The sequence below is a fragment of the Arthrobacter sp. lap29 genome (genome assembly GCF_032458965.1).
In the GTDB taxonomy this organism is placed as follows: Bacteria; Actinomycetota; Actinomycetes; order Actinomycetales; family Micrococcaceae; genus Specibacter; species Specibacter psychrochitiniphilus.
The window spans coordinates 146,684-166,864 of the sequence record NZ_JAUCEK010000006.1 but is presented as its reverse complement, the minus strand read 5'-3'; the positions used below and the strand labels follow the sequence as shown (position 1 = coordinate 166,864).

Below are 20,181 nucleotides of genomic sequence, written 5' to 3'. Positions count from 1 at the left end.
CGCAGCACACACGGGCACGGGGACAGCAACGAAAAAACCTAGTCGGTGACTACTAGGACTTTTCGTGGCATGGCAGCTGCCGCAATGAGCCCCAGAATGGCGCAAACCAGCACCGCCAAAAACACCCCATGGGCCGAGGCAATGATGGTGGCCGGGCCCGTTGCAGCAGCGCCGGAGCCGGCCACTCCTGAGTTAGGTGCGCCGGAGTTAGCAGCTTCGGAGTTAGCCACGATGGTATTCGCCACGGCCCCGAAGATGGCCACGCCCACCGAACTACCAACCGCCCGTGCCAGCATGTTCGAACCCGTCACCACCCCACGTTCGCCCCAGCCCACGGAGGACTGGGCCGCCACGATGGCCGGGGTGGAAGCGAATCCCAAGCCGGCGCCGATGACCAAACAACAGGCCGCCACCACCGCAACATTGGGACGCTCAGAGGTGATAACCAGAGCCAGGGCGCCCAAGACAATGATGGACATTCCCAACACTGCCGTGTTACGAAAGCCGTACCGCATGTACAGGCGGCCGGAGAAGCTTGAGGCAATAGGCCAGCCAATGGATTGGGCGGCTACGGCCAGCCCTGCCAGCAGAGGAACCGTGCCAATGGAGCCTTCCAAAAAGGTCGGAACGTAAGAGCTGAGGCCAATCAACACGGCCCCGACGCCGAGGGAGACCAGCGTAGTGCTCAACAGCAGGCGGCGCGAGAGTACCCACAAAGGCAGAACCGGGTTGGCGGTTCGGCGTTCAACCAGGACAAAGGCGCCGAGGCAGGCGGCGCCAAGCGCAAAACCACCGATGCTTAGTGGCGAACCCCACGCCCATGCCTGGCCGCCCTCAAGCACAGCCAAGATGATCAGCGACATTCCTGTGGCGAGCAGCACCGTGCCGGGGTAATCAATACGGACCCGCCGGCGTTCCACCTTCTCGTGGTAGGAGTGGAGGATCAACACCATAGCCACCAAACACACCGGAACGTTTATGAAGAAGATCCAGCGCCAGCTGACGAACTGGGAAAACAGGCCACCAATGGCTGGGCCCAACACGGCGGCAACTGCCCAAACCCCGGAGAGATACCCTTGAGCTTTGGCGCGCTCCTCGACGGAATATATATCACCGGCAATGGTTGTGGTGGCCGGCTGAATGGCCCCGGCACCGAGCCCCTGCACAACGCGGCACGCGATCAGCACTGGCATGCTCCACGCGAACCCGGCCAGGATTGAACCCGCCATGAAGATGCTGATACCGGCCAGAATGACGGGTTTGCGCCCCAGCGTGTCAGAAAGCTTCGCATAGACCGGGACCGTTACAGCCTGTGCCAGTAGATAGACGGAAAACAGCCACGGGAACGAGGCAAAGCCACCCAAGTTCTCCACGATAGACGGCACCGCTGTGGCAAGGACTGTTGAGTCCAGGGCCACCAGGGCCATGCTGACCATGAGCGCCAGTAGAACAGGGCCCCGCTCGGACCGTAAACCCACCCCGGATCCAGCCATCACCACCTCCTGCACAATGCGCCACCCCCACGGAATGCGCCACCCCCACGGAATGCGCCACCCCCACTCCCGGTTCAGCACGGCACTGACGCGGGGACCGCCGTCGTTCCTGCCTGGGTGCCTGCCTGGGTGCCTGCCCTGGGGGCATCTTCACTGCGCCCGGGACTGTTCCTCTCCAATCTGCACCAAAGCCGGCCAGGCCACAAGAAGCCGGACTCAAGAAGCCTGACTTAAGAAGCCGGACTCAAGATCAAGGGTGGTGAGAAGAGTTAGGGGTTGGGCGCATCTGCGGCCAGCTTGCCCGAGAAAATGAACAAGATCGCGGCGGATACCTCCGCCACGGGGGTGTCCGGGCTGAACAATAGCCATTCCAGCCCGCCCATGAGGGTGGCCCCGAAGATTCCACCGGCCATCAGTAAGCGGCTGCTCTCAGAAGTGCCGGCTGGAACCAGCGGCAACAGTGCGGCACCAAACTCGCTGACCGCCTCACGGCGCAACACCGATACCGCATTTTGCCACACCCTGTCCGTGCGGAAAATTTCCGCCGCCATGAGCTTGGCCAACGCCCTGTTCTGTGCAATCAGCGCCAGCATGTCCGAGACCATGGCCTCAATCGCGGCAAACCCCGCAGCTTGTTCACGGGCTGTGCGCAGCGTCTGCGAGAGCGAAGCCACTCCCGTGGTCAACAGCTCCTCAAAGAGCTTGTCCTTGGAAGAGAAGTTGTAATAAACACTTCCCTTGGCCACACCGGCGCTTTCGGCCACCTCATCCATGGTGGTCCCGGAAATCCCGTGCAGCGCACCGAGCTCCAGCGCGGCAGCCAGAATGGCCTTCTTGGTGGGGGAGATGCGAGGCACTTAGATTCCTTGATTCTTGAACGGAGATTAGCTTCTAATAAGTCTAAAGACATCCGGCGCGCACTCAGCTCACCGCGCCCTGTTGGCTACATCTCCAGTTCCGGATGTAGCCGTTTGATGGAGAACACCCGCTGCCGGCCGGCGCAGAACGCGCTAACTGCCACGGAACCCGCCGCAAGCACGGCCAGGAACGCCACGGAGATCCACAACCGGGAGTCTATTCCACCAGTCATCAACTGCCGAAGTCCATTCACCACGTAAGTGGCAGGCATGAACGGGTGCAGCGCCTGGAAGAAGCCGGGAGTGGTCTCCACCGGGTAGGTGCCTCCGGAGGAGCTCAGCTGCAGCATCAGCAGCACCAGGCTCACCACCCGCCCGGCGGCTGTGCCAAAGACAATGATGAACATTTGCTGCAGCGCCAGGAAACACACCGTGGTCAGATAGATGAAGGCGGCCATCGCCACGGGATACACGGGCTTCATATCCAATCCCCACAGCAGCACGGCCACCATGATCAGCACCTGGCCCAGCCCTATGGCAAGTGCCGGGAGCAGACCTGTCAGAACACTGCGCAGCCCGCTCGCCCCGGCGGCAAGCGCCCGGGTGGGAAGTGCGCGCAGCAGCAGCCAAGAGATCAGGGCACCAACAAAGGTGGCCAAGGCGATGAAGAACGGGGCAAAACCGTCGCCGAAACCATTGGATTGATTGGCCCACTGCTGGTTCATGGCAACAGGGTTTGCTAAGACCCGAGATTTTTCGGAGAGGAGAGCTGCGGAATTGTCGGGGATTGCCTTGCCGCCGTCGTCGAGCTTCTGGGTGAGTGTGTGGCTGCCGGTGGACAATTTCTGGGCCCCGTCAGCTAGTGTGGTGCCGCCTTCCACCAGCTTGCCACTACCACTTGCCAGGTCTGTGCTGCCCGTGCTCAAAGAACCGGCGCCCGTGGCCAGAGCCGCGGCCCCGTCCTTTGCCGTGCCAGCACCTTCGGCCAGCGCAGATGCCCCGCCAGCGAGCTCGGATGCGCCAGTTGCAACACGTGAAGACCCTGTGGCGGCGCTCTCGGCGCCAGTGGACAGCGCGGTGGCGCCGGTGTTCAAGGCGGTGGCACCCTGCGAGAGTTTCCCGGCACCCGTGGCCGCCTCGCCTACCCCTGCGCTGAGTTTGGTGACACCCGCGGAGACTGTGCCAGCCCCGGCGGACAGCTTTGCGGCCCCGTCAGAGAGGGGCGTGATGGCGTTCGTGGAAAGCTGGTGCGCTCCGGCCGCCAACTTTCCGGCCCCGGCTGCCAGGGGAACGGCTGCATCGTTGTGCAACGTCTCCAGGCTCCCCAATATTGCGCTGGCGGGAGTGTCTGCCGGCATGGCCTCCACGGCGGCAATGAGTGCTGCCAGCTGTGTGGATGTGGCCGTGGCACCGGCGGCCACGTCATCGGCCGTGCCGGCCAGAGTTGATGCAGACGCGGAAACCTTGCTAGCGCTCGCAGACAGGGTGCCGGCGCTGGAGAAGACAGAGGCGGCGCCGGTATCCAGTGCCTTGGCGTCTGGGACTGCCTGGGCCAGTGACGTTGCCAAGTCCGAGGCGCCGATGGCCAGGGTGTTGCTTCCCGCTGCCAATGAGGCCGCGCCGGTGTTCAGCTCTGCTACACCGCTGGCCAGTGAACTAGCACCCGTGGACAGTGTGGCTGCGCCGGTGTTTAACGTGGTGGCTCCTCCGGCCAGTGTGGAGACGCCTTGGGACAAGGAGGTGGCGCCGTCGGCGAGTTGGAGGGCACCGTCTTGGAGCGTCACGGTGCCTGCGGCCAGATCCTTCATTCCCGCCACTAATTTACCGGCACCGTCCTTGGCGCTGTCGATGCCCTGGGTGACTTCAGCGGAACCAGACGTTGCGGCCCGGAGTCCTTCTCCGGCGTCGTGCAATCCCACGAGCAGGGCGGAGGAGGTTTGCTCGCCCAATTGCTCGGACACCGCGTCCCGCACCTGGGACATGGCCTGCTTGCCCAAAACGCTCGAGAGGAAGTTATTGGTGTCGTTGAATTCGACGTCGATCATGGTTTGAGCAGGTGTGTCCGTGCCTACCGAGACGGCGTTCTTGGAGAAGTCCGCCGGGATGCTCATGGCGAAGTAGTAGCTACCGTCCGCCACACCCTGCGCGGCCGTGGCCGCATCTGTCTGCTCCCACTTGAGCTCCATGCCGTCCATGAGCTCGGCGGCGAGGTCATCACCGGCGTTCACCGGCGCGCCATCTTTGATCGCACCGGTGTCTTCGTTGACCAGAGCCACAGGGAGGTTGTCCATGTGCTTGTCGGGGGCTTGGAACGCCCACAGGTAGAGGGCGCCGTAGATGAGCGGGATGAAGAGCATCACGGCCACGGCAATTTTGGGCAACTTGCCGCGTTTGAACCGGCCAAGTTCAGTGCCAGAGGATAAAAAGGCAAACATTTAGTGGGACTCCTTGATCGGTTCGGACTGGGCTGTCAGGTGTTCGGAACTGGCTGCCGCCGCCATGGTGAGAAGCGCAGGGCCGACGGCAGGCGGGTTCACCTCGGCGGGGTTCACCTCGGCAGGGTTCTCCACGCGCGGGTTCACATCTGCCGGTTGAAGATTCATATCGATGAGCGCTGGGGCAATGCCCAAGTCTGCCCAGAGCTGATCATCGAAAGACGAGGCGCAGACCACCACATGGGTGCCGGAAGCTGCCAGATCTGCCAGCCGGGCCCAGATGATGGAGCGGGATGCGGTGTTGCGCAGTTGCTCAATGTCATCCACCAGGAGCAGTTCCGGGGCGGACAGGGTGGCTAGCACCAGTCGGAGCAAGAACTGCTGACTCTCCGCCAGATCCCAAATCACAGTGTCAGCGTGGGGGATCGGTTCGTTGCCAAAGATGGGTGAGCAGAGGCGCGCCACCGCCACGTCATTGGGGCTCCGCACAATGGACCACCAGGGTGCGAGCCAGGCGAGGCGTTCGCGCAAAGCAGCCCCCACAGTGACAGATTCCTCGAGGCTGTCGATGCCCACGAATCCGGCCACGGAGCTAATTTTCTGAACGGCGCGCAGTTGGCGGGGGAGGTGATGCCCGCCGACAGTCAGGCTGCCGGAGTCGGGCCTCATGCGCCCGGCCAGTGTGAGCAGCAACGCGGTGCGCCCGCTTCCGGGATCCCCTCGGAGCACTGTCAGACCCCCGTTCGTGTCAAAGGTGAGTGGGCCGTAAACAGGGCCGCGGCCTGCGTTCAACGCGAGGTTGTTGGCATGAATCTGCACAGTGGTTCCTTCTCGTGGGGTGATGGCTGCCTTGCCCGGAGGTTTTTGTTTCCGGGACGGGTAACCATTCCAAGTCTTTGTACTGACCAGTCAGTCTAACAATAATTTGTGGGTTCGCGGCAACTTTTGAAGGCTTCGCTACTCCGTGACCTTGGGCACTAGGCCGGGTGAATGAATAGGCCGGGTGAATGAAAAGGGAGGCGAAGCTAAGGAAAGGATGCGGGCGCTCCTCGCGCCGAGCTAAGTGTTGGCGCATCCTTGCTGGGCCGAGCAGAATCGCGCCGAGCACGATTGGGCCGCTCCGGGTCGCGGTGGCGTGGAATGTCACAACCCTGATCTAGGGTGGGGAATATCACAAGTAGGTACTGCAGCGTTAAGAAGGGGTCCCGTCGTGCCACTCTTTGACGGCATCAGAGCCAGCACTGTTCAAACGGATCGGCTACTCGCCAACGTGCTCACCCGGACCGGGGCAGGAGCTGGCGGGCCCGCCGTCGTGTTTGTCCACGGGAATGTCTCCTCCTCACTGTTCTGGCAGCCGATCATGCTGGCCTTGCCAGATGATGTTGACGCTTATGCCATAGATCTGCGCGGCTTCGGCGGCAGCGAGGGTGCTCCCGTAGATGCAAGCCGGGGAGTGCGCGACTTCAGCGACGATGTCTACTCGGTGGTCCGTGAGCTGGGACTTGGGCCCGTCCACCTTGTGGGCTGGAGCATGGGTGGCGGGGTTGTCATGCAATATGCGCTGGACTACCCCGTTGCAAGCATCACCTTGCAGGCGCCCGTCTCGCCTTATGGTTTTGGCGGTACCCGACTGGACGGGACCCGCCTCACCACCGATGATGCTGGCACCGGGGGAGGCGGGGCTAACCCCGGCTTCGTTGCGGCGCTTGAGGCTGGTGACACGAGTCGGGAAAACCCGCTGGGACCTTGGTCGGTCTACAAGGGTTCCTATGTCGCTGCAGGTTTTGTCTCCGAGCACGAGGACACGTGGGTGGAGTCCATGCTCTCCACTGCGACGGGCCCGGAGAATTATCCTGGCGATTCCGTGCCTTCGGAGAATTGGCCAGGCTTCGCAGCCGGCGCCAGGGGAGTCTTGAACACCATGTCACCGGGTAACTTCAACGTCTCGGCCATTGCAGAGTTGGCCATCAAACCACCCGTTCTGTGGGTGCGCGGTGATGCCGATGCCATTGTCTCTGATGGTTCCGCCTTTGACTTGAACTTCTTGGGCCAAGCCGGTGTGATCCCGGGCTGGCCGGGGCAGGAGAAGGCTCCGGCACAGCAGATGTTGGCACAGACCCGGGCCGTGCTGGAGAGCTACGCTGCGAAGGGTGGCCGTTATTCAGAGGAGGTGTTTGCTGGGTCCGGGCACTCACCGGCACTGGAACAGCCGGAAAAATTCGTGGAGTTGTTGGTGGCGCACGTGCGCGGTGCATAGTGAAGAACGCTTTGTGAGAGGAACCCGTAACGGCCCGTGGGTCGGTCCCGGGGCGTGGGCCGCTACCCGGGGAGATTAATTTGGTGGCATTTGAGAGAATTGCATAGTGACTGTTCTTGATATCCCCACCAGCGAGACCAAATTGGACCTCCCGCCCCTGAAACTAGGCAACATCACGGTAGAAACACCCGTGGTACTAGCCCCCATGGCCGGCATTACCAACACAGCCTTCCGTAGGTTGTGCCGTGAGCACGGAGGCGGTGTGTTTGTCTCCGAAATGGTGACCTCGCGCGCCTTGGTGGAACGCACCCCCGAGTCCATGCGGCTCATCAGCCACGACCCGGATGAAAAGATCCGCTCCGTGCAGTTGTACAGTGTGGATCCTGAAACTGTGGGCAAGGCCGTGCGCATGCTGGTTGAGGAAGATCATGCGGACCACATTGATTTGAACTTTGGCTGCCCCGTGGCCAAGGTGACCCGGCGTGGCGGCGGTGCTGCCCTGCCGTGGAAACTGGACCTGTTCACCGACATTGTCCAGACAGCGGTCCGCGAAGCAACCAAGGGCGGGCTGCCGCTGACCATCAAGATGCGCAAAGGCATTGACGAGGATCACCTCACCTACCTGGAGGCTGGCCGCATAGCCCGCGACGCCGGAGTTGCCGCGGTTGCGTTGCATGGGCGCACAGCCAATCAGTTCTACTCCGGCAAGGCAGACTGGGACGCTATTGCCCGGCTGCGCGAGGCCCTCCCGGATGTTCCTGTCCTGGGCAATGGAGACATTTGGAGCGCCGAGGATGCCATCGCCATGGTGCGCCAGACCGGGGTTGACGGCGTGGTGGTGGGCCGTGGCTGCCAGGGCCGCCCTTGGCTTTTCGCTGACCTGATGTCCGCCTTTGAGGGCAGCGATGAGCGCCACAAGCCCGGCATGGCTGAGGTTGCCGCGGCCGTGTATCGGCATGCGGAACTTCTTGTTGACACCTTCGACGACGAAAACAAGGCCCTGCGTGATATCCGCAAGCACATGGCCTGGTACTTCAAGGGTTATGTGGTTGGCGGGGAATTGCGTGCGGCGCTGGCCTCGGTGCCTACACTCGAGGTGCTGCGCGGGCTGCTCGACCAGCTGGACATGTCCGGGGAATACCCAGGCTCTGACGCTGAAGGCCCCCGCGGCCGCGCCGGAACGCCCAAGCGCACAGCCCTTCCTGCCGGCTGGTTGGACAGCCGCACCGTCAGCGGCTCGGAAAAGGAAGAGCTCACCGGCGCGGAGCTGGACTCCTCCGGCGGATAACCCACCCGCCGCGCCACCACCGGTGTCATGATCCGACATGGCGTTTTAGTGGTGCCTGTGGACCTGCGTCCCCGCCCTGTCCGGCGATGGCCCTAAACTTAGGGACATGTCCGCTGAATTGCAGTCCGTGTATTTGCCCCATGCCCAGCAGCGTTGGGTTCAAGAAGCCCCCAAGAGCACTGTGCGCACAGTGTTTGAGCGGGACAGGGCCCGGGTGTTGCATTCCTCGGCGCTGCGCCGGCTCGGTGCCAAAACCCAGGTGGTGGCCCCGGACACGGACGATTTTGTCCGCACTCGGCTGACCCACAGTCTGGAAGTGGCCCAGATTGGCCGGGAATTGGGAAGGACGCTGGGCTGTGACCCGGACGTGGTTGACACGGCCTGTCTGGCTCACGATCTTGGCCACCCGCCTTTCGGTCACAACGGTGAATCGGTGCTCAATGATCTGGCCCACGCCATTGGCGGCTTTGAAGGCAACGCCCAGACTCTGCGGCTGCTGACTAGGCTCGAGTCCAAAGTTCTTACGGCCAACGGCGGATCGGCTGGGTTGAACCTGACCCGTGCCTCCCTGGATGCCTCCTCAAAATACCCGTGGCTGGCGGTTGATGCCCCCCTGATTGCTGGACTGCGCACCGGAAAATTTGGCGCCTACACCGACGACCTTCCCGTCTTTACGTGGCTGCGCGAAGGCGCCCCGGCCGGGAAGACCTGCATTGAAGCGCAGGTCATGGACCTTGCCGACGATATTTCCTACTCCGTCCATGACGTTGAAGATGCCATTGTGGCCGGTCACGTCCAGCTCAAGTGGCTGGCCAATGCGGACCAGCGTAGCCGGGTCCTGGGCTACACCCAGCAGTGGTACCTGCCCAACGTGGATGTGGCGGAGATCGATGCAGCGTTGCAACGCCTGGAAGCCACTGATGTGTGGGTGCGCCACGCAGATGGCAGCCGCCGCTCCATGGCCGCACTGAAGGACATGACGAGCCAACTCATTGGCCGCTTCTGCCAAAGCGCAGTTGCAGCGACCCGGGCCATTCACGGAACCGGGCCGTTGGCGCGCTACGCGGCTCACGTTGTGGTGCCTACCGAAACGTTGCTGGAAATTGCTGTCATGAAGGGCCTGGCCACCACCTTCGTCATGACTACCGATCACCGCCAGCCGATTTATCAGCGCCAGCAGGATGTACTCAGCGAGCTGGTGGCCGTGCTCAGTGTCACAGGGGATGCGCACCTGGAAACCATGTTTGCCGCTGATTGGCGTGACGCGGACGACGACGCGTCCCGGCTTCGGGTGGTTATCGACCAGATCGCCTCACTCACTGATGTATCGGCACTGGCGCTGCACGAGCGGCTCGTGGGCACGGAGCGGACACTCTTATAATTTTGGCTTGTAATTCTGGCTCGTAATTCTGGCTTGCAGGGCGGCTTGCGCGGGCCGGGGAAGTTCTCAACAGGTGGGCCCGGAACGGAACCTGGGCGCAGGAAACTCACGTAAACTGGCCCGGTGGCTGGCCTGATTAAACGTGAAGATATTGATGAGGTGCGCACGCGCACCGACCTCAAGGAAATTGTTGACGCCTACGTCACCTTGAAGTCCGCTGGAATTGGATCCTATAAAGGGTTGTGCCCTTTCCATGACGAACGCAGCCCCTCCTTCCATGTGCGTCCGCAAATGGGCTATTTCCACTGTTTTGGTTGCCAGGAAAGTGGCGACGTCATTTCCTTCATCCAGAAAATGGATCATATTTCCTTTTCCGAGGCTGTGGAGAAACTGGCTGGCCGGATTGGCTATGAGCTGCGGTATGAGGACGGTGGAACGGGGCCGCGCCGTGAAGATGTGGGCAAGCGCCAGCGTCTGCTGGATGCGCACAAGATTGCCGGCGAATTTTTCCGCGCCCAGCTCCTGACCCCACAGGCAGCGGCGGGCCGGGCCTTCCTGAGTGAACGCGGCTTTGACCGTGAGGCCGCCGAACACTTCGGCGTGGGCTTTGCCCCGCAGGGTTGGGACGCGCTGCTCAAGCACCTCACGGGCAAGGGCTTCACCCACGAGGAACTGAAGCTGACGGGCATGTTTTCCGAAGGACAGCGCGGCATTTATGACAGATTCCGTGGACGCCTGATCTGGCCCATTCGTGACATTGCCGGGGACACTGTGGGCTTTGGTGCCCGAAAGCTCTTCGAAGACGATCAAGGCCCCAAATACCTCAACACCCCGGAAACCAGCCTCTACAAAAAATCGCAGGTACTGTATGGGATCGATCTGGCGAAGAAGGCCATCGCCTCCAAGCGCCAGCTCGTAGTGGTGGAAGGATACACCGATGTCATGGCTTGCCATCTAGCCGGCATCGACACAGCCGTGGCCACCTGCGGAACGGCTTTTGGTGCCGAGCACATCAAGGTAGCCAGGCGTCTGCTCTCGGATGACGGCACGGGCGGCGAGGTAGTGTTCACCTTCGACGGTGACGCGGCAGGGCAGAAGGCAGCGTTGAAGGCGTTCGATGAGGACCAGCGCTTCGTGGCCCAAACCTTCGTGGCGGTGGAGCCCTCCGGAGCCGATCCCTGTGAGTTGCGCCAGCGCAAGGGAGATGAGGCGGTCCATGCCTTGATTCGTTCGCGCCGCCCGCTCTTTGAATTTGCCATTCGCACCACCTTGGCCAAGTTTGATTTGAGCACCGTGGAAGGCCGGGTCAGTGGATTGCGCGCCTCGGCCCCCGTGGTTGCCTCCATTCGCGACGGCTCCACCAGGATGGGTTATAGCCAGGAGTTGGCGGGCTGGCTGGGCCTGGCCGATCCCAACGAGGTCCTGCGCGCGGTCAAGGGCGCCGGGCGTCGTTCTCATACCCAGCCCGGCTCCCATACATCAGGTGCCCACACGCAGTCGGGTTCGCAGGCCCAGCCCGGCGCCCACAGCCAGCCAGGCGCTGCGCTAACGGGGCAGGGGAACCAGAGAGACGGCGTCGTTCATGGCCGGCAGCTGCCGGGGGCCGCAGCGGAGGTGATTGAGGCGCCACCAGCTTTTGTGCGCCCGGATCCGCGAGATCCGCAGGGACGCATGGAGCGGGAGGCGCTGGAAGTGGTTTTGCAGCACCCCGGGTATTTATCGGCAGGGAATTGGCAGCACTTTGCCGCCACGGAGTTTGTGGTGCCTGCTTACAGGGCAATTCAGCAGGGCATCTATCAGGCGGGGGAGTCGCAGGAGGCAACCTCTCAGTGGCTGGAGGGGGTACGGGCTCATGTTCCGCCCGAGTTGGGTTCTCTGGTGGCGGAGCTGGCCCTGAGCCCGCTGCCGGCCACACGGGAGGAAACGCTTCAGCGGTACTGCCGGGATATTCTGCGACGGCTTTTTGAGCTGCAGATCACGCGTTTGAAGGAAGAGCGGCTCGGGGCGTTGCAGCGCATGGATCCGGCGGTCGATCCGGAGAGTTATAACTTGTTGCAGCGAGAGTTGATGGAGTTGGAAACGGCCAGAAGACAGCTTCGGGGGGACGGCTAGGGGGGTTCGGGAGGCCCCGATTTCACAACTGGCCAACCCTTTGTTATTGTTGTTCCTGCACGATCCCCTATAGCTCAATTGGCAGAGCGTTCGACTGTTAATCGAAAGGTTCCTGGTTCAAGTCCAGGTGGGGGAGCCAAAGCAAAAATTGTCTCCGGCCCCTTTCTCGGTCGGAGACAATTATTGCGTTGAGTGTGCAGGAATGATTGGTTTTGATCTAATTTGATTTGAACTGTGAATGACTGCTAGGATTTACTTGCCGCATTCCCCTATAGCTCAATTGGCAGAGCGTTCGACTGTTAATCGAAAGGTTCCTGGTTCAAGTCCAGGTGGGGGAGCTTTCCATAAAAGATCCCCGTCCTCCTTGTGAGGGCGGGGATCTTTTGCGTTGGCCGCTAACCCAGAAATCAGAGTAGGGGGCGCAGGGGCACAAGAACCGTTTCGCTGAAACGAGCCAGCGGGGATCGGTGCTCCCATTCCTCCATCGTCAAGACCTTGGAGTTGACGCTGTCCACCTCGAAGATCGTCTCCATGTCTGCGGCAAAGTCGGAGTCGTGGATTTCAAGATTGATCTCGTAATTGCCCGTCAGGCTGAGCCTGTCAATATTGGCGCTGCCCACCGTTGACCAACTGCCGTCAATGGTTGCGGTTTTGCTGTGGATCATGGCGTTGCGGTACAGCAGAACGGTCACCCCATCCCTGAGTAGCGATGTGTAGAAGCCGCGTGAAAGCCAGTCAGAAAGGACGTGGTTGGAATCCATGGGCAGGATGATGCGAACATCAACTCCTCGGCGGCTGGCCGCGAGAAGGGCCCGCAGAATCTGCTGGTCCGGGATGAAATACGCCATGGTCACGTAAATATGGTTCTGAGCCCGTGCAATAGCATCCAGATAGACCCCGCGGATGGGATAGACCAGATTTGAGGGGATGTTGTTCACGGCACGGACCCGCGGCTCCCAAACCTCCGGGCTGGTTTGGGGTATTTCGGTTCTGGAGCCCGAGCAGTTCTCATTCCACACTGTCACGAAGGCCTGCCGCAGATCCCATACGGAAGCCCCTACCAGGCGCAGGTGGGTGTCCCGCCATTCGGTGGCATACAAGGATCCGATGTTGTAGCCGCCCACAAAGCCGGTCTTGTCATCAACAATGAGGAGCTTGCGGTGGTCTAGCCCCGTGCTGCGCACAGTCTTGGTGAGCATGGCGGTGCGGACTACGGGGAAACGGTAGACATGGACGTTGGGGTGGAAGCGGTAAAAGGAAAAGGGCACCACCAGGTTTGCGAATCCGTCATAAATGATAAACACCTCAACCCCACGTTCTGCGGCGGCGTTGATAGCGTCCTTGAAGGCCTGCCCGGTTTCATCATCTTTCCAGATGAAGGTTTCGATCATGATGCTCTCCTGGGCGTCATTGATCGCCTGGAGCATGTCCTTGTAAAGATCGGCACCGAAGGTGTACGTGGTGAGCGTCGTATCAGCTATGGTCTGTTCAAAAGTACCGGGGTGGGGGAAGCCCTTGCGCTTGCTTCTGTCCCGTTTTTTGACGGTGTCCAAGGCCACCAGGCCCGCAATGACTGCGCCCTGCACGGCAAAGAAGGCCAACAATGAGCGGAGCACGGCTTTCCGGGCGGTTTTGGCAAGGGGAGGGGGGAGTAGTTCATCCATTTTTGAAGTCTAACTGTTAGCGGCCGCTGCAGGATCTGCGGAATCAGCAGTTGGGCAGACCCGGCCTACTGACAAAGGTTAGAGTGCGTGCTTATTCGGTGTCTTCTACATCAATCATGATTTCGTTGTGGCGCAGGAATGAAGGTTTGAAAGGAGGATCGAATCTGGCAAATCGGGGAGCACCCTGAGCCTGTAATCCTGCAACGTTCATAGCATGAGTCAGGCTCACACGATGGTGTTCATAGCTCTGTTGGCTCCACCGGCCGCTGAATCTAATGACAGCAGTGAGACTTTGTGGCACCGCCCGCAGATGGACTAAAGGGTTGGTGGGAGCAGGAGCGTTTTCTAGCGTGGTGCCTTGCGGCAGAACAAACGCCACACGAAAACTCTGTTCCCCTTGTGCTCTTTCTTTTCCAGCACTGTTTCCTGTGATGCCCTGTTGTAGGACCGGGGCTGTCATCTTGATCTTTTCCGAGGAGGAGTCTTGGATAACCGGTGCCGTCATGGCAACTGTGCGGTTCACCCGATTCGCGCCGCTGATGTAGGAAAAGAGGTAGCGGAACGCTCTGTTCCCCGCTTCTTCAAACGGTCCTTCGATGATGACTTCTACCAGGAGATGCTCTGGGTAGCGGCGCAGCTGAAAATCGCTGTAGTCCCGCACCAGGTCATAGTTCAGTTGCTCAGTCATTGCACCACGCTGTCATTGAGCCACGCTGCCTTTGCCCCATGGCGATTTCCCCTAATAATAGTGCGCTAACTTTCTGAATCGCCAACGCTCCTCATGCCTTCCTTGAGTTTTGCAATGGCAAATCCCCAGGCCTGCCCTGCCGTGGTTTGCGGGGGTACGGAGATCTCTTGTGGGTTGGTGAGAACATCGAGCAAAACCGGGCCGTCATGGCGCATGGCTTCCTGCACAGCAGCATCGAGATCGTTGGCATCCTCGACCCGAATCCCATGCAACCCACACGAACGCGCCACCAGAGCCAAATCCGGGTTCGCCAAAATGGTGCCAAATTCCGGTAAACCGCCCTGTTCCTGTTCAAGCTTGACCATGCCCAGACGGCCATTGTTGAACACCACCAACTTCACGGGAAGGTTATAGGCCACTGCCGTGAGGAGATCGCCCAGCAACATGGTCAATCCGCCGTCACCGCAAAAGGCAATCACCTCCCGGGACCTATCCACAGCGGACGCACCCAGTGCCTGGGGCATGGCATTAGCCATTGATCCTAGATTGAAGGAGCCCAGAAGCCGCCTGGTTCCGCTCATGGTGACGAAGCGGGCCAGCCACACGGTGGACATTCCCGTGTCAGAGGTAAAGATGGCATCCGAGGCTGCGTGCCTATCCACCGCCGCGGCCACTGCTTCGGGGCGAATCAGGGCGCCGGGATTATCGAGCACCGTCCTGGCCCTGCCCACAAGCGTGGAATCATAGTCCGGTTCTGCCAGCTTGGCCTGGCGCTGCGTCCACGCCTGATACTTTTCTCTTGCGTCCGCCAAATGCGTTTGGCTTTTCTTTTCCACCAGTGCCGGAAGCAAGGCAGCCAGTGTGAGTTGGCTATCACCGACAACTCCCAAGTCCACATTGGTCCGGCGGCCAATGACAGCGCCGTTGCTATCAATTTGGATGACAGTTTTTCCCTCGGGATAGGAATCACGGTAGGGAAAGTCAGTGCCAATCATCAAGAGCGCCTCGCAGCTTCCAAAGGCGTGCTGTGCAGCGGGGTTTCCTATCAGTCCGGACTGGCCCACCTGGTATGGATTATTGGCTTCCAGCCCTTCCTTGGCCTTGAGTGTCAGGACCATGGGCGCAGCCAGTTTGCGCGCCACCTCCAGCACCGCTTCCCTGGCGCCGCGCGCACCCATGCCAACGAGGAGCGTGACTTTTGCCGCCTCGTTGAGGAGCTGTGCGGCATCGTGAATAACTCCGGGATCCGGCGCGGCGGGCTGAGCGACGTCGACAAAGTGAGGCTGGGCGTCATTAGGACTGGCGGCGCTGCCAATGTCTCCAGGGATGGTTAGCACGGCCACCCCGCGAAGGGTCATGGCGGCGTTGATGGCTTGTTCTAACAGGTATGGCATCTGGGACGGGTGCGTCACTGTTTGGGTGTAGAGCGCCACATCAGCGAAAAGCCTGTCATTGTTTATTTCCTGGAAAAAGTCGCTGCCAATTTCTTCACTGGGAACCTGCCCACAGATAGCCAGTAGGGCAGTGGAGGACTTCTTGGCATCATAGAGTCCGTTGAGGAGATGGATGGATCCCGGGCCTACCGTTCCCATGCAGACGCCCAAGGTGCCTGTCAGCTGGGATTGGGCTCCGGCGGCGAAAGCTGCCACCTCTTCATGCCGGACACCAATCCATTCCAGCCCGTCTTCGCGGCGAATTGCGTCAGTCAGGGGATTGAGGGCATCACCGACCACACCCCATACTGTTTTCACCCCTAGGCCCACGAGTGCTTCAATGATGGTTTCTGCCACGGTGCTCACTGCGATGTCCTCCCGCTGAGACCGCCTTGAGCGGCAAACGAATCCGGGTCCGCTGCGGACCAATCTTCAGCCCAGTCCGCGGGCGCTTGTGCCAACAGCTCGCCGGGGGCCAGCCAGTTGTAAAGTTCGGCATAGGATTTGGTGTTCATGTGTCCGATCCGGCGCCGGATCATCAACGGGTTCAGCCCCGCAGTGCCTTCACTGCCCATTGAGGCCATCATTCGGAGCGCTTCGCTGACGGTTGCTTCCTGGAAACGCTGCACCCGTACGCTCTTGCTTTCAACGTCAAGGGCACGTGCCCGGCGCGGGTCCTGGGTGGTCACGCCCACCGGACAATGGTTGGTGTGGCAGCGCTGGGATTGGATACAGCCGGTGGCCATCATCATGGCCCGGGCTGCGTTGGTGTAATCGGCGCCCTGTATTAGACGCTTGACAATGTCAGTGCCGGTGGCCACCTTGCCTGCAGCGCCAATCCGTATCTGGTCTCGAAGACCAACGCCAACAAGTGCGTTGTGCAGGAGCATCAAGCCCTCCGTCAAGGGTGTGCCCATATGGTCCTCATATTCCATGGGGGCAGCACCCGTGCCGCCTTCGGAACCGTCCACAATAATGAAATCCGGAGCCACGCCCTCGGACACTATGGCCTTGCAGATGGCGAGGACGTCAGTGCGTGAACCAATACACAGTTTGAACCCCACAGGTTTGCCGTTGGCCAGTTCACGCATGGTGGCCATGAAGTGGATGAGTTCACGTGGAGTGGAGAAAACTTTGTGCGCTGCGGGGCTGACACACTTCACACCCTGGGGCACATTGCGGGCCTTGGCGATTTCCGCGCTCACCTTCCCCGCGGGGAGAACTCCACCTATGCCGGGTTTGGCGCCTTGGCTGAGTTTGAGGGAAAGGCACTTGACTGAAGCGTGAGCAGCCTTGTCCGCAAACATGTCCGGATCAAAATCGCCCTCTTTGGTGCGTGCCCCAAAATATCCACTGCCTAGTTCCCACACCAAGTCCCCGCCATGGCGTAAATGATATTCGGTCAGGCCGCCTTCCCCTGTGTCATGGGCGAATCCGCCCATCGCGGCGCCCTTGTTCAACGCCAATATTGCGTTGGCGGAGAGGGCTCCGAAACTCATGGCGGAAACATTCAACAGCGCCATCTCATACGGTTGTGTGCACTCCGGTCCGCCGATGCGAACTGTGGGCGCGTGCTCCGGGGGCTCCAGAGGAGCCGTTGAGTGGACAAGGTACTCGTAGCCAACCTCGTTGACGTCCCGTTCAGTACCGAAGGCCTGTTCTTGATTAGTTCCTTTGGCGCGTTCGTAGATCAAGGACCGGGTATCCCTGTCAAAGGGCCGCCCGTCATAGTTCCGCTCGATGAAGTACTGCTGAAGCTCCGGGCGGATGTACTCTAGCGCGAAACGAAGATGCCCGATAACCGGGTAATTACGCAGAATCGAGTGCTTCTTCTGTGTGGCATCGAAGACGGCCAGAATGAAGAGCGCGGCGAAGATCACTACAGCCACCCACCAACCCGGACCGAAAAATACCACCAGAAGCGCGGAGACTGCTGTCACGAGGAGCAATATGGAAACCATAAGTATCCTGAGCATGACCCCAGCATAAACCCGGGTGCGTGCCGTGTGTCATGTTTTTCAGATCAAACTAGCTGATCACTGCAGCTCGTGCTGAAGCGCGCAGGGGAGCAACCCAAGGGGAGCAACTCGGTGTCATGCATAGCAAAGGCACACCTGACACAACCGGCGGCAAGAGCAGGTTTAGATGGCTGGCACCAACCGTGGCCGCACAATGAACCAGAGGGCTGCCATTGCCAGCAGAATGCAGCAGCCCATGATGATGGCCATGGGAGTGGCTGTGGCCACGCCAACAAAACCCACGATGGGGGTGATGATGCCGGCGAAGCCAAAAGTTGCAGCCCCCAGTAGCGAGGCAGCAGTACCCGCCTGCTTTCCATGACGGGCCAAGCCAAGGACCTGAACCGAGGGGAACATGAATCCGGTGGCACAGATAAAGAACCACAGTGGAATCATGACACCCCACAAACCCAAGCCCAGCTGATCGCAGATAATCATGGCAGCCGCGGCGCTCACTTGGCCTACCGTGGCCCACGCTATAACCCATTGCGGACCGGTATGGCGCATGATCCTCGAAGCGGTCTGTACCCCTGCCACAATTCCCACGGAATTCACGGCGAACAAGTACCCGTATTGCTGTGGTGTGAAGCCGTAGGTGTTTTGGAAAAGAAACGTTGATGCAGACAAATAAGTAAAGAGGGCAGCAAAGTTCAAGCCGCCCACAAATAGCGTGCCGACAAAGAATCTGTCGCTGAAGAGTGCTTTGTAGCGCTCGGCGACGCTTGCGCCGTCGGACTTCCGTTTTTCAGGCGGCAGAGTCTCAACGATGAAAACAGTGGCGGCCACAACCACCAAGCTGCCGTACGCTGCGAGGAACCAGAAGATGCCTGGCCAGTCCATAATGCCCAGCAACTGGGAACCAATCACGGGAGCCAGGATGGGGGCCATGCCGTTGACCAGCGCCATCCGGGAGAGCATCCGGACCAGCTGGTAGCCGCCGAAGAGGTCACGGACCATGGCCATCGCAACAACACCACCACCGGCGGCACCAATGCCTTGCAGCACCCGGAACACCGCCAGCATGGTGACGTCTGTAGACATGGCGGCCCCCACCGAGGCCCCCACATGCAGTGCCGTGGCCAAAATCAGGGGAACGCGCCGGCCGAACTTGTCACTGAACGGGCCAACCACCAGCTGGCCGGCAGCGAAGCCGATGGTGGTGGCAGTCAGTGTTAGCTGAACCGCCGTGGCACTGACGCCGAGTTCCTGACCGATGACAGGAAAAGCTGGCAGGTACAGATCAATCGTGAATGGGCCAAGAGCTGTTAGCAGCCCCAACACGAGAACATAGATCAGCTTTTGCCGGCGAGATAGGGCATCGCCGGGGTGCACGGTGGTGGTCAAGTAAAAAATCCTCAAGAAATATGATCTGCGCGGAGGCTAGGACGTCGGAAAGACATGCCGCCATGTCCTATTTTATGTGCTGTTGTAGCGTTCCCACCACTGTCTGATGGCGGGCACGGGTGGCACAGAATGAGCAACCGCCGCAGGAGCTTTACTATTCCGCAACACTGGCGCGGCAGGTGAGGGCCCTACACAGCGGTCAGGGATGGTAATTTTGACTTTACGGTAGTGCCACCGTGGTGGGGGCACTACAAAGATTTCGGGTTCGTGCCGGTCTCTCAGCAGAGGCGCGGGCCCTCACAATGGAGGCGGTCTCAGTGACGGATCTGCACAAGGATCTGCATATCTCGGCGGACGACAACTTAAGGGGCCACGGTTCTGCCCTGATTGAGGCGGCCAAGACAGCGTCCCGGTTGTTGCCACGGCAGATTAACGATGAAATTGCCTTGGCCAAGCTTGAACTTGAGCACAAGAAGTCCAAGGTGGGCGCACTGGCCGTAGTTGCCGCATTGGCACTTGTGTTCACGGTGCTGTTGGTCATTGCCCTGGTGGTTGCGGCCATCGCAGGTTTAGCCACGCTCATGCCTTTGTGGCTCGCTGCCTTGATTGTCTGTGCGGCCCTGCTGCTGGTCATTGGCATCAGCGCACTCATTGGTTATAAGAAGTTCAAGTCACTGCTGCCTTTGCTTCCCCGGCACGCGTGGCGTGGACTCCGCCATGACCTTGGCATCCTCAAGGAGGGCCGCGACTTTGATCCGAGCACCCTTGACCCGGTGGTTCTGACCAAGGAACAGAAAAAGGCCGCAGCCGCAGAGGCCGACGCCGCCGCAGCCAAGGCAAAGGCTGAACGCGCTGCCAAGGAAGCTGAACAAGGCCCCAAAGCCAATGAGAGCGAACTCCTTGCTCGGACCGCCGCACGGCGTGAACACTTGCTGGGGCTGCGTGAAGATCTACTCTCCGAGGCTGACGTGAAGAAACAGGCCACCTACTTGCTAGATACTGCCAAGACTCGGGCCAAGAAAACTGTTAATAAAGCAGCCTCGAACGCTATTGGCCAGAGCGTGGAAACGGTCAAGGAGCGTTGGAAGCCGCTGGCAATATTCGCCGCCTCTGCCACCACCTGTGTATTTTTGCTGCGAAAGTTGTTGAAGAAATAATTCGCGCCCAATATTTTGCGCACAAGAGGGCCAGTGTCTCCGGTGCTGCGCCGG

General features: G+C 60.3%; 14 protein-coding genes and 2 tRNA genes. 7 read left to right on the top strand and 9 right to left on the bottom strand.

What is annotated here, in order from left to right; genetic code table 11:
• Positions 1 to 38 precede the first annotated feature (38 nt).
• The 4 genes from RY113_RS12130 to RY113_RS12115 form a co-directional block, all read right to left on the bottom strand.
• A complete protein-coding gene (locus tag RY113_RS12130) occupies positions 39 to 1,493 on the bottom strand; it encodes an MFS transporter (RefSeq protein ID WP_315914760.1) in 1,455 nt (484 codons plus the stop codon).
• A 269-nt stretch (positions 1,494 to 1,762) separates the two neighbouring features.
• Positions 1,763 to 2,350, bottom strand: a complete 588-nt coding sequence (locus RY113_RS12125) for a TetR/AcrR family transcriptional regulator (protein ID WP_110104434.1) — start codon at positions 2,348 to 2,350, stop codon at positions 1,763 to 1,765.
• Between the two features lie 86 nt (positions 2,351 to 2,436).
• A complete protein-coding gene (locus RY113_RS12120) occupies positions 2,437 to 4,785 on the bottom strand; it encodes a YhgE/Pip domain-containing protein (protein ID WP_315914759.1) in 2,349 nt (782 codons plus the stop codon).
• Positions 4,786 to 5,604, bottom strand: a complete 819-nt coding sequence (locus RY113_RS12115) for an ATP-binding cassette domain-containing protein (protein WP_315914758.1) — start codon at positions 5,602 to 5,604, stop codon at positions 4,786 to 4,788.
• 391 nt (positions 5,605 to 5,995) lie between these two features.
• On the opposite strand from RY113_RS12115, the gene RY113_RS12110 reads away from it, so the two are divergent.
• The 6 genes from RY113_RS12110 to RY113_RS12085 all read left to right on the top strand — a co-directional run bounded on the left by RY113_RS12110 (position 5,996) and on the right by RY113_RS12085 (position 12,161).
• On the top strand, positions 5,996 to 7,042 hold the full coding sequence (locus RY113_RS12110; protein ID WP_315914757.1) for an alpha/beta hydrolase: 1,047 nt from the start codon (positions 5,996 to 5,998) through the stop codon (positions 7,040 to 7,042).
• 106 nt (positions 7,043 to 7,148) lie between these two features.
• A complete protein-coding gene (dusB, locus tag RY113_RS12105; RefSeq protein WP_110104430.1) occupies positions 7,149 to 8,330 on the top strand; it encodes a tRNA dihydrouridine synthase DusB in 1,182 nt (393 codons plus the stop codon).
• A gap of 106 nt (positions 8,331 to 8,436) precedes the next feature.
• Positions 8,437 to 9,711 (top strand): deoxyguanosinetriphosphate triphosphohydrolase, encoded by a 1,275-nt coding sequence (locus tag RY113_RS12100; protein ID WP_315914756.1) that lies wholly within the window; start codon positions 8,437 to 8,439, stop codon positions 9,709 to 9,711.
• A 123-nt stretch (positions 9,712 to 9,834) separates the two neighbouring features.
• The gene (dnaG, locus tag RY113_RS12095; RefSeq protein WP_315914755.1) at positions 9,835 to 11,823 is read left to right on the top strand and encodes a DNA primase; all 1,989 of its coding nucleotides are present in this window, start codon (positions 9,835 to 9,837) and stop codon (positions 11,821 to 11,823) included.
• A gap of 63 nt (positions 11,824 to 11,886) precedes the next feature.
• Positions 11,887 to 11,962: transfer RNA gene (locus RY113_RS12090), tRNA-Asn, on the top strand.
• Between the two features lie 126 nt (positions 11,963 to 12,088).
• Positions 12,089 to 12,161 (top strand) — tRNA-Asn (locus RY113_RS12085).
• A gap of 69 nt (positions 12,162 to 12,230) precedes the next feature.
• Here the strand turns inward: RY113_RS12085 and RY113_RS12080 are convergent.
• The 5 genes from RY113_RS12080 to RY113_RS12060 all read right to left on the bottom strand — a co-directional run bounded on the left by RY113_RS12080 (position 12,231) and on the right by RY113_RS12060 (position 18,970).
• Positions 12,231 to 13,487, bottom strand: a complete 1,257-nt coding sequence (locus RY113_RS12080) for a phosphatidylserine/phosphatidylglycerophosphate/cardiolipin synthase family protein (RefSeq protein WP_315914754.1) — start codon at positions 13,485 to 13,487, stop codon at positions 12,231 to 12,233.
• Positions 13,488 to 13,578: 91 nt separating this feature from the next.
• The gene (locus RY113_RS12075) at positions 13,579 to 14,175 is read right to left on the bottom strand and encodes a heme-binding protein (RefSeq protein ID WP_315914753.1); all 597 of its coding nucleotides are present in this window, start codon (positions 14,173 to 14,175) and stop codon (positions 13,579 to 13,581) included.
• Between the two features lie 65 nt (positions 14,176 to 14,240).
• Positions 14,241 to 15,974: a thiamine pyrophosphate-dependent enzyme gene (locus RY113_RS12070; RefSeq protein WP_315914752.1), complete on the bottom strand. Its 1,734-nt coding sequence runs from the start codon at positions 15,972 to 15,974 to the stop codon at positions 14,241 to 14,243.
• Complete coding sequence (locus RY113_RS12065) at positions 15,971 to 17,584, bottom strand: FMN-binding glutamate synthase family protein (protein ID WP_315914751.1); 1,614 nt, start codon at positions 17,582 to 17,584, stop codon at positions 15,971 to 15,973. The genes RY113_RS12070 and RY113_RS12065 overlap by 4 nt, the downstream gene beginning before the upstream one ends.
• Before the next feature lie 165 nt (positions 17,585 to 17,749).
• Positions 17,750 to 18,970 carry a multidrug effflux MFS transporter gene (locus RY113_RS12060; RefSeq protein WP_315914750.1) on the bottom strand — a complete coding sequence of 407 codons (1,221 nt, stop codon included), beginning with the start codon at positions 18,968 to 18,970 and terminating at the stop codon, positions 17,750 to 17,752.
• 317 nt (positions 18,971 to 19,287) lie between these two features.
• On the opposite strand from RY113_RS12060, the gene RY113_RS12055 reads away from it, so the two are divergent.
• The gene (locus RY113_RS12055) at positions 19,288 to 20,127 is read left to right on the top strand and encodes a phage holin family protein (RefSeq protein WP_245931991.1); all 840 of its coding nucleotides are present in this window, start codon (positions 19,288 to 19,290) and stop codon (positions 20,125 to 20,127) included.
• Positions 20,128 to 20,181: the final 54 nt, after the last annotated feature.